Source organism: Serratia sp. LS-1 (assembly GCF_003719595.1).
Taxonomy (GTDB): domain Bacteria; phylum Pseudomonadota; class Gammaproteobacteria; order Enterobacterales; family Enterobacteriaceae; genus Serratia; species Serratia ureilytica.
This window is the reverse complement of sequence record NZ_CP033504.1, coordinates 2,697,014-2,709,299: the sequence shown is the minus strand read 5'-3', so window position 1 is coordinate 2,709,299 and position 12,286 is coordinate 2,697,014. Positions and strand designations below refer to the sequence as shown.

The window sequence follows — 12,286 nt, the reverse complement described above, 5'->3', positions numbered from 1 at the left end:
CCCTCATTGCGGCCCCGCCGGCGGTTATTTAAGCTGAAAGAGAAATGCAACGGTGAATATGGAGATAATCATGACTGATTCAGTATCCAACGATCGTAATCCCACCCCGGATGTGGCGGAAGACAACGCGTTCTTCCCATCGCCTTACTCCCTCAGCCAGTACACCTCGTCCAAAACCGACTTCACGGGCGCCAGCTACCCGAACGCCTATCGCGGCGGTAAGTGGAAGGTGCTGATGATCGCCTCGCAAGAGCGCTACCTGCTGATGCAAAACGGCAAGTTCTTCTCTACCGGCAACCACCCGGTCGAGATGCTGTTGCCGATGTATCACCTGGATCTGGCCGGTTTCGAGATCGACATCGCCACGCCGTCCGGCGATCCGGTGAAGCTGGAGATGTGGGCGTTCCCGCATGAAGATGAAGCAGTCAAGGCCACCTACGAGAAGTACCGCAGCCAGCTCAAGCAGCCGAAAAAGTTGACGGAAGTGGTGAAGGATCTGGATGGCGGCAACTACCTCGGCGTTTTCATCCCCGGCGGCCACGGCGTGCTCAATGATATCCCGTTCAGCGAAGAGGTGAAAAAGACCCTGCACTGGGCGCATGACAACGATCGCTATGTGATTTCGCTGTGCCACGGGCCGGCCGGTTTGCTGGCGGCGGGCATTGGCGAGAGCAAAGAGGATTTCCTCTATCGCGGCTATGAGATGTGCGTGTTCCCGGACTCGCTCGATACCGGCGCCAACATCGACATCGGCTATATCCCCGGCCCGATGCCTTGGCTGGTGGGCGAACGCCTGCGCGAGCGGGGCGTTAAGATCGTCAACGCCGACATCACCGGCAAGGTGCATAAAGATCGGCGCTTGCTGACCGGCGACAGCCCGCTGGCTTCCAACAACCTCGGCAAACTGGCGGCAGAGACGCTGCTGGCCGACGTCGCCACGCGATGAGCGACGAGATCGCGCAGCGCGCTTTCCAGACGGCGCTGGCGATGGACCACGAGCGAACCCTGTCCGCCATTCAGGGGCGGGTTCGCGCCTTCGCCGCGCCGTTCGGTTTCGATCGCTTTGTGCTGTTTTCCGCTTCCGCCACGGCGGAGGCGGGGATCGAGCATATCTACTGGGTCGAGGGCGACTGGTTCGGCGACGGCGAGGCGGTCGATGCGTTGACCTACGTGCGGCACTGCCCGGTGACCCGGCACATGCTGCGGGCCAGCGAGCCGTTCTTCTGGACTAAAACCCGGGCGCAGCAGGGCGAGCGCTACCGGATTGTGCGCACGCCGCGCGGCGCCGGCCTGCACGGCGTGCAGATCCCGGTGTTTGGCCCGGCCGGTTTGGAGGGTGCCGTCAGCCTGGGGGGCGAGCGCATCGACGCTTCGCCGCCGGTGCGGCTGGCGCTGGCGCTGGTGGGTACGGCGGCCTTTCTGGCGGCGCGGCGGCTGTTCGCACCGGCGGCCGGCGAGGGAGAGGGCCGGCTGTCGGCGCGCGAGCGCGAGGTGCTGAGCTGGACCGCCATCGGCCGGCGGCAGGCGGATATCGCTGCGATGCTCGGCCTGTCTGAACGCACGGTGGAAAACCACCTGCGCCGCATTCGCCAACGCCTCGGCGCCGCCACCACCGCGCAGGCGATCAGCGTGGCGATCCGCCTGGGGGAGATCGCCCCCGAGAGCCGTTAGCCCGCCGCCATTTGCCGCAGCAGCCACTCGCGCAGCGCAATGATATCGGGGCGCTGCGCGGTCTCTTCGGTGGCCATCAGATAGTAGTTGGCGCCGGGTAACGCCATCTCGAACGGCGCGGCCAGCACGCCGCGCTGCAACAAATCGCGCGCCAGCAGCCGGCTGGCGATCACCACCCCCTGGCCCGCCACCGCCGCCTGCAGCGCATGGGTTTCGTCGCTGAAGGTCAGCCCGGCTTCCACGTTCAACCCTTCCGGCCCGTAGCGCCGCCGCCAGTTTTCCCAGGTCGGCGCGTCGGCGGGCACCTGCCGATGTTCCACGTGAAACAGCGTCACCCGCTGCAAATCTTCGATGCGCTCCAGCGCCAGCGCCGGGCTGGCCACCACGATAAAACGATCCTCATGCAGCAGGGTGCAGTGCAGATCGCTTTCCGGCGTTTCGCGGTAGCGAATGGCGACGTCCACGGTGCGCTGGCTGAGATCGACGCGCTCGACGCTGGTGTGCAGGCGCAGATCGATGGTGGGAAACTCCGCCTTGAAATCCGCCAGGCGCGGTACCAGCCAGTGGGTGAGAAAATTGGAGGTGGTGGTGACGGTCAGCGCCGGCGGCTGCTGGGCGCGGGTGATTTGGGCGACGGACTGCTCCAGAGCGGCGAAGGCGCGCTGGGTGCCGGCATACAGGATCTCGCCGGTCTCGGTCAGGCTGACGCCCTGCGCGCTGCGCTCGCACACCCGGCATTCCAGCACCGATTCCAGCAGCTTGATCTGATGGCTGACCGCCGTTGCGCTGACGCCCAACTCTTCGGCGGCATGTTTAAAGCTGCGACAGCCGGCCACGGCGTGGAAGGCGCGCAGCGCGCCCAGCGGCGGCAAACGGGGTTTTCTCATGGCTGAGTTATTCTCATCTAAGGCTGAAAACTATGAGTTTGTCTGACCGATTATACAAGAGATAGGCTACTGACATGTGAACAGGGAAATGAATTTATTTCATCATTTCCATCATGTCGGGAGTGAACGATGAGCCTTTATATCAACAACGGCGCCCTGGGCGCCATGGAACACACGGGAACGGCGGCGAGCGCCCTGGCGCTCAGCGTGCCGATCGCGGCGGGCGCTTTGCTGCTGGAGGCGGAGAGCCTGCTGGGCATCGGCGCAACGCTGATGCTGCTAACGGCATTGGCGCTGGCGTTTCTCGGCGCCGCCGCGCTGGCCCGCTGGCAGCCGCTGCGGAATCGGCCTGCGCTGGCTATGCTCCGCTACGGTTTTTTGCTGGCGGCGGCGGGATGGCTATTGACGCTGCTGATGCTGTTAGGCGGCCATGATTGGCCGGCCCTGCTGGCGGGTATCGCCCTCGGCGGCCTGGGCCAAGGCATAGCCTACCGCACGGCAGTGGGAGAGAAAGCGGCGTTCGCCGTGGCGTGCAGGCTGACGACGGTGGTGGCTAGCGTGGCCGTAGTGGTTGCCGCTTCGCTGGTGCAAACCTACGCCGCGCCGGGGATAAAGGGAGCCTGTTTCGCGCTGGCATTGCTGGTCGATCTGGCCTTATTGGGGGCGTTGATGGCGCGGATTGCGGAGCGGGACAGGGAGTGAGTCACCACGTTGAAGATAAACAGCCCGCCCGGTAAACCCGGCGGGCTTCGCTTAGGCGGCCGCCAGCTCTTGCGGCGTAACGGTTTGCAAGCCGACGAGCTGAATGGCCGGCTGCTCCAGCGTGATGCCGAAGTCGCCTTGATCCCAATTGTAGATATTGACGACGTGCTGATTGAGCGCGCTTTCGCCCTGCATGAATATCGACAGATCCTGCGTATGGGTTTGCGCGTTGTAGTTCAGCGAGAAGCTGCTGTTTGAGCCTTCGGCGCCGAAGGCCAGCAGGTGGTTATCGATAGACAGGGAAGAGGCCTGTAAAAAGCCCAGCTCGAAGCTGTCGTCGATGTAGATATTGTGGGTCTGCTTCACGGGAATATTCAGCAGGCTGTTGGGGAAGGGAACATCGTTGGACAACATGCTCAGGTTCACGCCGAGATAATCCTGCGGCGCGCTCCCACCCGGCGCAGTGGTATAACCGTGCTCGAAGCGAATCTCGCTGGAGCCTTTGCCCAGGTTAACCTCCAGGCCGTTGGCCGGCGTCAGCACCCGATCGTTAAAGGTGACGTTATCCTTAAAGTCCGTCAGCTTCACCGCCTCAATGTTGTACAGCCCGTCCTTAAAACCGTACAGCCCGATGCCGTTTTTCTCGACCACTCCGCGCCCGCCGTAGCTGCCCTGGGCGTCAAACTTCAGGTTTACCCCGTGCGACAGGCTGGAATAATCGACCGTATCATGGCCGCTGCCGCCGTCGATCACCGTCCAGCCGTAGTTGCCGGCGTTGTTTTGCCAGCCGTGCGGCACGCTGATGGTGTCGTCGCCGCTGCCGGTGTTAACGGCGATATTGCCGAACGCCAGCGTGAAATCGTCGTCATGCAGCGTACCGACGCGGTACAGATTCGGCGTGGACAGCACGTCGGCAATGTCGTTGAAAATCGCCGAGCCGATATCCAGCTTGCCGGGAATGAGGCTGCCGCCGCCGGTCACGCTGCTGCCGTAGGATTCGGTGTAGAAATCACGCGCCGCTTCGGCGGCGAGGCGGATGGTCTCGTGGCCAATGCCCAGGGTGGTCAAATAGGTGGGCACTTCGCCCGCCAGCAGCGTTTCAACCACGTAACTGAGGTTTTTCATCTGCATGGAGACCTGCGCCGCGGCAATCAGATCGTAAGTCCCGCCTTCCACCTTAAAGGCCGAGGTATCGTTGGTCGCCACCCATTCGGTAAAGAACGAGGTATCGCCTAAATAAGAGAACAATGTGGTGCCGGCCCAGGGGGAATAGTTGGGGGCGCCGGTCGAGGAGGCGTCGGTGAACACTTCGGACGCCGCCGCGCCGGCGTCGATCAGGCCGACCTCGTGAATGTCCGGCACTTTGGCGCTGCTGGGCGGGGCATCCGGCAGCGGCGCGTTGGGATCGCTGCTCAGATCGACGCCAAACAGCGTTTTGGCGAAGTTTTTGGCGATGTTGTCGGAGGCATTCTGAATGCGCGCCTCCCAGTCATCGGGCACATGCCCGGTGCGCAGCTCATACTGCAGCTTGGTTTGGTCGCGAATGTAATGGGCAAACGCCCCCTGATTCGAGTTCACGCCATAGGCGCCTTTGATCCAGGTATACACCGCGATATCCACGCCCTCAATGGGTTGGTTGGCATGGTTGGGATCGGTGAGCGCATCGACGGAGGCGGCATACACGGCCGGCCAGTCGCCGGCTTTGGCGGCCTCCCAAATCGCTTGCAGTTTTTCTCGGTCGGTAATGACGTAAGCCATATAAACACTCCTTGTTGCTGAGAGATTGCTGTGAAATTCAACATGATGAATGGAAGCGCGCGATGGAATAAAACCGAAACCCGAACAGCCAGAAACGCGCATGTCGCGATCTGCAGCGAACGATGGGCGGCAGGCGCCCATAGCGAAAGGATAGACGCAACTTGCTGAGCGAGAGAGATTGGCTTATCGATTGTTTTTACAGAATTATTGTTGTAAATCGGCGGGTAAATCCGCGTATTGGCGTCAGGAAGGCATTTCCGTCAGCTCGGTTAGGAATCTTCTTAGATAAAAGAGTGGGTTTCGCTGGTGGGGATTGGCTAAACGTTGGCGTTATGGCGGTGATTGTGGTTGCCGCGTTGCGGATTCACACCGACGGCAACGCCGGGGGCGGTTTCTCTCTGGCGCTGCCGGAGTGTGGAATGGTGTGGGCGTGGAATGGGTGGGGAAATGCTGGAGTGGTTAATCTGACAGTCGGCTTTGTGCCACAAGCGGACGTTGCGCGGTATGTTAGTTATGATACGAAATGTTTGCGTAAAATTTTTTCTAATAGTGAAAAAATTACCGTAACCCTTTTTGGAGTAATCGTCTGATAAGGTCGATATAAATAAAATTGCCATTTCTCCTGTCGCAGTTCTGGCAGAGGTTTTATGAGTTGACCATTTGCTAAGTACTCTCTACAGATAAAATCGCTGGACTGTACAACCGTTTTGCCAGCCAAAGCGGCCTGAATTTCTACGTATGGGTCCGTAGTATAAAATTCAATATGACGAGGAGAAAAAGTATTCACCGCGTCACTCATAAATTCAAAGATTTTTCCCGTTTCAGGATTAAGTAAACCGCTGAATGGATAACGTTGCCGAAGATCTTCTAAATCCGTTGGTGCTCCTAGGCGCGCAACGAGTTCTGGGGATGCAACCAAAATATGTTCCACCTGCGTGATATTTTTAATGATAAAGTTTGGATTAGGTTCTCGCCCGACGCGTATACCTATATCGATACGATGCTCGACAGTATCAAGTTTCCTTATATCTAAACGCCAGTCGATAAATAATTCAGGATATGGGCGTAGCGCAGTCAATAGTTCATATAACACTTGTTCATGCTTTGGAAATCGAAGAGACGTGATACGGACAATGCCCTTCATTTCATTATCATCTTTCGCCGTCTGAAATAGTTTTTCCGAATCCTCTAGCAGTCGCCTGGCTTGAGGTAAAAAATGCTCGCCAAAACTTGTGAGAAAGATCGAGCGAGTATTGCGTCTGAAAAGAGGTTCATCAAGCTGTTTCTCCAGCTCAGCGATTGTTCGTGTTACAACCGATGGTGAAACCGAAAGCTTTATAGAGGCTTCGCGGAAGTTGAGGGTCTCAGCGGCGATGATAAAAAACTTCAGAGCATCAAGTTTGTTCATGATTGTTGTGAAAATTGCAGTAATGTTTTTTGATATTAGCAATTAATTTGCAATTATTCCAGGCATATAATCAAATTATCAAACAAGTAACCTATCGTATCTTTTTATCAGAACTTAGAAGAGTAACTTATGGCAATACAACCCGTAGAATTAGACAAAGCCTATCGTTTATTGCAGGTCGGGCCAACGACGATGATATCGGCTAAAAATAATGGTATTGAAAATGTCATGGCAGCTGCCTGGGTGGGATTAGTAGGCAATAACAAAGTGATGGCCTTTATAGGCCCACAGGCATTTACACGCGGCCTTGTCGAAAGAAGTGGATATTACGTTGTCCAGATCCCAGTAGTAAATCAGATGGAAATGGTTTTATATGCTGGCGGTCACAGTTATTCTGATACACCCGATAAAAATAATAAAATCCCACTTTTTTATCAGAAAGAGTTCGATCTGCCTTTAGTTGAAGGTTGCGCTGGCTGGCTAGTCTGTAAGGTTATACCCAATGAAGAAAATGAAAAGCAGCACAACTTGTTCATGGGTGAAATTGTCGGAGCATGGAGTGATGACCGCGTTTTCAGGAATGGGCACTGGATTTTTGATGATGCGCCTGATGAATTACGTACTGTCCATTACGTGGCTGGCGGACAGTTTTACGCCATTGGAAATGGTACAAAATTTAATTATGGTCCGGGAAAAGACTAATCCTTACTTCTGTATAAGTGTAGCCATATAACATGGCTACATAGAGGTGGGAGCATAAAAATCAACCAGCTTAAGATGTCCGCTCCTCGCTCAAAGCAGACCTTCAGCTCAGTTAGCCTGCCCACTCCGTGCCAGGATCGGACGTTGGCATTTATCATAGCGGCTAAATATAAAAGTCAGTTACTCAATGGCAATTGCTGACTTTAAGGGTCTATCAACGGGGAGCAGTTCATACTGATTCTATGCCGCCTCTGGTTGCTCACATAGCGCGCCTCCCTTCGCATGACCGACTTCTCAGGTTCTCTCTCGTGCCAGAAGATAAGACATTATCATCCTCGTCGCTTCTCTCTTTATCACTGGCGACATGAGTTCATTCCGGCGAGAGGCGGAATGAACGATGCCCTCCAACGCATCTGCGAGAATGCGGGCCGCGACTAAGTGGTCCGTTTCAGTATCGTCTGACGGGGCCGCCGCACGGATGAGGTCTTCATAGCGACGATGATACTCACGCTCAAAAGCGTCATAGAATTCCCTCGGCGCGAGCGGAACCTCATCGATCAGAACACGATGCAGATCTTGGTTAGTCGCATGAAGCGTGACAACCGCATCAATCAATCGGCCAATATGTTCCTCGAGCGGAACCCTTTCGCCTTGTGTCTTGATATCAGGAAGCACTTTCAGGATTTCATCGAGATGCCGTTTCCGAATAGCCTCGGCAATTGCCAGATTATTTGGGAAATACTGATACAGCGATCCGATGCTGACGCCGGCAGTGTGCGCCACCTCGTTAGTCGTGAAGTTTGCCCAACCTCTCTGCGCCAAAACGCGAGCACCTGCCTCGACGATACTATCCACCGTGTTCTGGGAACGCTGCTGTTTAGGGCGTTTCCGCATCGCGCGGTGTTCTGTAGGAATGCGAGTAGCCATAAACAACCCCCATTATTAATATGAGCAAGTGCTCATATTTTGGATTTTACCAGAAAGAGCGAAATGAGTCTTATGGAGCGACCATTATGTCTGCAGGTTTATCAAACAACCGCGAAGTTAAACTTATCCGCCATGTGCAGGGAGAAATTCACCCCGAAGATTTCGCCATCATGGAAACGACCATTCCTGCGCCTGGACCGTATGAAGCCGTAGTCCGTAACCGTTGGTTCCGTGTATCCATCTCGACACGGTTGATGGCGCAGGAGGATGCAAAGGCCGCCGAAGGTATTCCGTTCCCGCCTCTCAACCCTGGAGACACTCTGGCGGACGGCGCGATCGGAGAAGTGGTCCAGACCGGATCGGGCTGCAGCCTTCCTGTAGGTAGCCTTGTCATGCATCCGTTCGGTTGGCGGGAATATGCTGTGATCCCCGAACACGACGGCAAGCTCATCGATTGCCGCGAACCTGACCCAGCGGCTTATCTCGGCCATGGCTGGACGGCCTATGCCGCGTTGACCCGAGGCGTTCAGGTGAAGAAAGGTGACACCGTGTTCGTTTCCAGCGGCGCGGGGGCCATTGGCTCGATGGCTGGACAGATCGCACGGCTCCTCGGCGCGACACGCGTGATTGGTAGCACGAGCAGAGCCAGCAAGGCCCGCTGGATGCAAGAGGAACTGGGCTATGATGCCGTCGTCACCCGAGACGGCGGCCCCATGAACGAGCAACTGGCGAAAGCCGCACCTGAAGGCATTGATGTCATCGTAGACATGGTGGGGGGTGAACAGCTCGCTGCGGCGATTAAGTTGGCAAGGGATGGTGCCCGTGGCGTTCTGCTCGGTGCGCTCACCGCTGAGCTGAACGCAGAAAAGGCGTCTTTGCAGGCTCCGGTTACATTGGACAGCTTTCAAATCATCTTCAAAGGTATGACATTACGCGGCTTCAGCGCGGATCATTCGCCCGATGCGTTTGGATTCTGGTTACGCGATCTGAAGACATGGAAGCGTGACGGACGCATTCATCTTACGTCCACGACCTTCAAGGGAATTGAAAGCTCGATATCTGCATTGCAGGAAGCCTGTGCCGGTCGCCTCAAAGGCGTGGTCCTGATCGAGCTATAAAACGGACGTCGTCATCTGGCATCGCGGTTAGGATGACTTACCCGCCATTCCTAAGCCTTATCGGTTAAATCGTCGTGTGATGGCGCAATGGCGTCTACGGAAAGTTCGCGTCACGCAGGCTGAAAACCACATTTTTCTCACATTGGAGTCAATATGACTAACACATATCATCGCGTGGGCAACGGACCCCACCCCGTTCTCGTTCTTCACGGTTGGTTCGGTGACGCGCACTCGTTCGAAGAGATTGAACCCTGGTTGAATGTCCACGCGTTCAACTATGTGTTCATGGATTATCGCGGCTATGGGGGCATGCAGGAAACGCGCGGCGCATACACGATCGATGAGATTGCCTCCGATGCGCTGGCGCTTATTGACGCTCTCGGCTTTCACGACTTCAGCCTGATAGGTCATTCGATGGGGGGGATGGTGATTGAGCGGATTGCAACGCGCGCGCCCAATCGAGTGCGGGCACTCGTTGCCGTTGCACCCGTTCCTTGCGGCGGCATTTCGTACGATGCTACGACGCGCCGCCTGCTTGAAGATGCTGCTGAGCAACTGGACAATCGAAAAGCCATCATAGACCGCAGTACTGGCGGACGGTTGCCCTTATCCTGGGTCGAATGGAAAGCAGCGTATTCGGTATCGCATTCCTCTCAGGAAGCATTTTCTGCGTATTTTCATGCATGGGCCGATACCGATTTCAGCGATGAGATTGTCGGTTCGCATCCGATAAAGGTGCTTGTGGGTGAGCACGATCCAACATTCAATGCCGGGTTAATGGCCAAAACCTATCTTCAACGCTATCCCCATGCAACGGTTGAGATTCTGGAAAACGCCGGCCACTATCCGATGAACGAGACACCGCTCGCGCTTGTCAGGGCTATCGAATCCTTCCTTGCCGAAACAGCCACTGTCGGACATATCCCCTCGTCCGCTCGGTGACGAGGGTAAGAGGCACAGAGGGCCTTAACTTGTCGGCATCTTTCATTCCAGCGGTGACTGGAATCGTTCGCGTTCTTATGCGCCAGAAGCGGGCACTCCATACCTCAAGGTAGAGTTTGCCATACCGAATAAGCCTCAGTGCGATGAAACAAATACCGACGCAGGCTGTGCGGGCGGAATGGCGAAGTGACGCTGCATGCGTTTTATCTCCTCTGCCGGTGGCAGGCCAAACAGACGCTTGAATTCGCGGTTAAATTGCGATGGGCTTTCATAGCCAACGGCGTAACTCGCGGCGGCGGCGGTGATTTGTTGGCGTACCATCAGCATCCGTGCCTGGTGCAGGCGTACCGATTTCACATACTGCATTGGCGGCATCTGCGTTATCGTTTTGAAATGGCTATGAAAGGTCGGCACGCTCATGCCGGCCATCATCGCCAGCTGCGTCAGCGTTAACGGCTCCGCATAAGCGGCATGGATGTGCTGCAACGCTTTACCGATTTTGCCAAACTGCCCCTGCAAGGCCAGCGCGGCACGCATTGCGTTGCCCTGTGCGCCTGTCAGCACGCGAAAATAAAGCTCACGCACCCGCGCCGGGCCGAGGATCGCCGCCTCAAGCGGGTTAGTCAGGACGTCAAGTAAGCGAAGTACGGCCATTTTTACCGCGCTGTCCATGGGGCTCGACATCATGCTTTGCGGCGCGACGGGAGGATGCGGGGCGCCATGCTGTTCAATCTGCAACATCAGTTCCGCGGCAAGCTGAAAATCCAGATGCATATAAATCGCCAGCAGCGGATGTGCTGCCGACGCGTCGGTTTCCATCACAAACGGCACCGGCACCGAAACCGCCAGGTAGTGCTGCTCATCATATAAATAGGTCTGTTGACCGAAATAGCCGCGTTTGCTGCCCTGGCAGACGATCACGATCCCCGGATCGTAAAGCACCGGCGTTCTGGCAAGCGGGCGATCGGAACGCAAAATTCGCACATCAGGTAGGGCAGTGAGGTTGTATCCCTCTTGCACCGCAAGTCTATTCATCAGGGCAATCATGTCGGACATCCCACCACCTCATAAAATCAGGCAAGAAAAAGAGAAAATACGGCCTAAAAATACGGCAGGGAAGAGAATACCATGCAACCTTCATGGTTCATGGGAGTTCTTTTTATGGCATCTGCAAAAACGATTTTAATTACCGGCGTCAGCAGTGGCTTTGGTCAGGCGCTGGCGCGGGAAGCCCTCGCCGTAGGGCATCGGGTTGTAGGGACGGTGCGCAACAGCGAAGCACTGCAGGCTTTCGCCGCGCTCGATACGCAGCGGGCTTTTGGCTATCTGCTTGATGTCACGGACGATGAACGTATTGATGAGGTGGTTGGAGAGATAGAGTCCGCCGTCGGTCCGATAGATGTGCTGGTGAACAATGCCGGTTACGGCCATGAAGGCATTCTGGAAGAATCCCCGCTTGCAGAGCTGCGCCGTCAGTTTGACGTCAATGTGTTTGGTGCGGTGGCAATGATCAAAGCCGTGCTACCGGGCATGCGCCAGCGCCGTCGGGGCCACATTATCAATATCACCTCAATGGGCAGTTTCATTACCTTGCCCGGTATCAGCTATTACTGCGGCAGCAAATTTGCACTGGAAGGAATATCAGAAACCTTAAGTAAAGAGCTTGCCCCGTTCAACCTACACGTGACCGCCGTGGCGCCTGGCTCGTTTCGGACGGACTGGGCCGGGCGTTCAATGGTGCGCAGCCCTCGTCGTCTTCCGGACTATGACGCGTTATTTGAACCTGTTCGTCAGGCGCGCCAGGAAAAAAGCGGCAAGCAACTCGGCGATCCGGTTAAGGCGGCTCACGCCATGCTGGCATTGATCGAGAGCGGGAACCCGCCTACGCATCTGTTGTTAGGCAGTGACGCATTAAGTTTGGTGCGGCAAAAGCTCGAGGCGTTAGGTCAGGAAATTGAACAATGGGAGAAACTCACCCGTTCAACGGATGGCTGAACGGTGTCGGGTAGCGAGAGCGTAGGGGATCGCCGATTATGATCCGCCCAACAGCAAAAATCCCGCTCAGGTTTCCCTGAGCGGGCTTCTCTAAATATGGCTCCTCTGACTGGACTCGAACCAGTGACATACGGATTAACAGTCCGCCGTTCTACCGACTGAACTACAGAGGAATC

General features: G+C 56.2%; 12 protein-coding genes and 1 tRNA gene. 7 read left to right on the top strand and 6 right to left on the bottom strand.

Going from position 1 to position 12,286, the window contains the following annotated elements; genetic code table 11:
• The first annotated feature begins 70 nt into the window (after window positions 1-70).
• Both hchA and EDY99_RS13015 read left to right on the top strand, forming a co-directional pair.
• Window positions 71-946: a glyoxalase III HchA gene (hchA, locus tag EDY99_RS13020; RefSeq protein ID WP_123061813.1), complete on the top strand. Its 876-nt coding sequence runs from the start codon at window positions 71-73 to the stop codon at window positions 944-946.
• On the top strand, window positions 943-1,671 hold the full coding sequence (locus tag EDY99_RS13015) for a PA1136 family autoinducer-binding transcriptional regulator (protein ID WP_123061812.1): 729 nt from the start codon (window positions 943-945) through the stop codon (window positions 1,669-1,671). Before hchA ends, EDY99_RS13015 begins: the two co-directional genes overlap by 4 nt.
• Here EDY99_RS13015 and EDY99_RS13010 read toward each other — a convergent pair.
• Complete coding sequence (locus EDY99_RS13010) at window positions 1,668-2,558, bottom strand: LysR substrate-binding domain-containing protein (protein ID WP_123061811.1); 891 nt, start codon at window positions 2,556-2,558, stop codon at window positions 1,668-1,670. The genes EDY99_RS13015 and EDY99_RS13010 overlap by 4 nt on opposite strands.
• A 129-nt stretch (window positions 2,559-2,687) precedes the next feature.
• On the opposite strand from EDY99_RS13010, the gene EDY99_RS13005 reads away from it, so the two are divergent.
• Window positions 2,688-3,260, top strand: a complete 573-nt coding sequence (locus EDY99_RS13005; protein WP_101452828.1) for a hypothetical protein — start codon at window positions 2,688-2,690, stop codon at window positions 3,258-3,260.
• 51 nt (window positions 3,261-3,311) lie between these two features.
• On the opposite strand, the gene EDY99_RS13000 is transcribed toward EDY99_RS13005, so the two are convergent.
• Together EDY99_RS13000 and EDY99_RS12995 are read right to left on the bottom strand one after the other, a co-directional pair.
• Window positions 3,312-5,018 carry a hemolysin gene (locus tag EDY99_RS13000; protein ID WP_101452829.1) on the bottom strand — a complete coding sequence of 569 codons (1,707 nt, stop codon included), beginning with the start codon at window positions 5,016-5,018 and terminating at the stop codon, window positions 3,312-3,314.
• A gap of 511 nt (window positions 5,019-5,529) precedes the next feature.
• Complete coding sequence (locus EDY99_RS12995; protein ID WP_071883593.1) at window positions 5,530-6,426, bottom strand: LysR family transcriptional regulator; 897 nt, start codon at window positions 6,424-6,426, stop codon at window positions 5,530-5,532.
• Window positions 6,427-6,555: 129 nt separating this feature from the next.
• Here EDY99_RS12995 and EDY99_RS12990 point away from each other — a divergent pair, with 129 nt between their 5' ends.
• Window positions 6,556-7,128 (top strand): flavin reductase family protein, encoded by a 573-nt coding sequence (locus tag EDY99_RS12990; protein WP_047574518.1) that lies wholly within the window; start codon window positions 6,556-6,558, stop codon window positions 7,126-7,128.
• 294 nt (window positions 7,129-7,422) lie between these two features.
• Here the strand turns inward: EDY99_RS12990 and EDY99_RS12985 are convergent, their stop codons facing one another.
• Entirely contained in the window at window positions 7,423-8,055 is a 633-nt protein-coding gene (locus tag EDY99_RS12985; protein ID WP_206424497.1) for a TetR/AcrR family transcriptional regulator, read from the bottom strand.
• Between the two features lie 86 nt (window positions 8,056-8,141).
• On the opposite strand from EDY99_RS12985, the gene EDY99_RS12980 reads away from it, so the two are divergent.
• Both EDY99_RS12980 and EDY99_RS12975 read left to right on the top strand, forming a co-directional pair.
• Window positions 8,142-9,173: an NADP-dependent oxidoreductase gene (locus EDY99_RS12980; protein ID WP_123061809.1), complete on the top strand. Its 1,032-nt coding sequence runs from the start codon at window positions 8,142-8,144 to the stop codon at window positions 9,171-9,173.
• A 153-nt stretch (window positions 9,174-9,326) separates the two neighbouring features.
• Entirely contained in the window at window positions 9,327-10,115 is a 789-nt protein-coding gene (locus EDY99_RS12975; RefSeq protein ID WP_047574528.1) for an alpha/beta fold hydrolase, read from the top strand.
• Between the two features lie 135 nt (window positions 10,116-10,250).
• On the opposite strand, the gene EDY99_RS12970 is transcribed toward EDY99_RS12975, so the two are convergent.
• Window positions 10,251-11,171: an AraC family transcriptional regulator gene (locus EDY99_RS12970; protein ID WP_123061808.1), complete on the bottom strand. Its 921-nt coding sequence runs from the start codon at window positions 11,169-11,171 to the stop codon at window positions 10,251-10,253.
• A gap of 105 nt (window positions 11,172-11,276) precedes the next feature.
• Between EDY99_RS12970 and EDY99_RS12965 the strand changes: the two genes are divergently transcribed.
• Window positions 11,277-12,110, top strand: coding sequence for an oxidoreductase (locus tag EDY99_RS12965; protein WP_033644318.1), 834 nt, complete (start codon window positions 11,277-11,279; stop codon window positions 12,108-12,110).
• Window positions 12,111-12,207: 97 nt separating this feature from the next.
• Here EDY99_RS12965 and EDY99_RS12960 read toward each other — a convergent pair.
• A tRNA-Asn gene (locus tag EDY99_RS12960) sits at window positions 12,208-12,283 on the bottom strand.
• Between the last annotated feature and the right edge of the window lie 3 nt (window positions 12,284-12,286).

Coding starts and splice junctions, on each gene's coding strand:
- hchA (WP_123061813.1), top strand. CDS start 71: ATGACTGATTCAGTATCCAACGATCGTAATCCCACCCCGGATGTGGCG.
- EDY99_RS13015 (WP_123061812.1), top strand. CDS start 943: ATGAGCGACGAGATCGCGCAGCGCGCTTTCCAGACGGCGCTGGCGATG.
- EDY99_RS13010 (WP_123061811.1), bottom strand. CDS start 2,558: ATGAGAAAACCCCGTTTGCCGCCGCTGGGCGCGCTGCGCGCCTTCCAC.
- EDY99_RS13005 (WP_101452828.1), top strand. CDS start 2,688: ATGAGCCTTTATATCAACAACGGCGCCCTGGGCGCCATGGAACACACG.
- EDY99_RS13000 (WP_101452829.1), bottom strand. CDS start 5,018: ATGGCTTACGTCATTACCGACCGAGAAAAACTGCAAGCGATTTGGGAG.
- EDY99_RS12995 (WP_071883593.1), bottom strand. CDS start 6,426: ATGAACAAACTTGATGCTCTGAAGTTTTTTATCATCGCCGCTGAGACC.
- EDY99_RS12990 (WP_047574518.1), top strand. CDS start 6,556: ATGGCAATACAACCCGTAGAATTAGACAAAGCCTATCGTTTATTGCAG.
- EDY99_RS12985 (WP_206424497.1), bottom strand. CDS start 8,055: ATGGCTACTCGCATTCCTACAGAACACCGCGCGATGCGGAAACGCCCT.
- EDY99_RS12980 (WP_123061809.1), top strand. CDS start 8,142: ATGTCTGCAGGTTTATCAAACAACCGCGAAGTTAAACTTATCCGCCAT.
- EDY99_RS12975 (WP_047574528.1), top strand. CDS start 9,327: ATGACTAACACATATCATCGCGTGGGCAACGGACCCCACCCCGTTCTC.
- EDY99_RS12970 (WP_123061808.1), bottom strand. CDS start 11,171: ATGTCCGACATGATTGCCCTGATGAATAGACTTGCGGTGCAAGAGGGA.
- EDY99_RS12965 (WP_033644318.1), top strand. CDS start 11,277: ATGGCATCTGCAAAAACGATTTTAATTACCGGCGTCAGCAGTGGCTTT.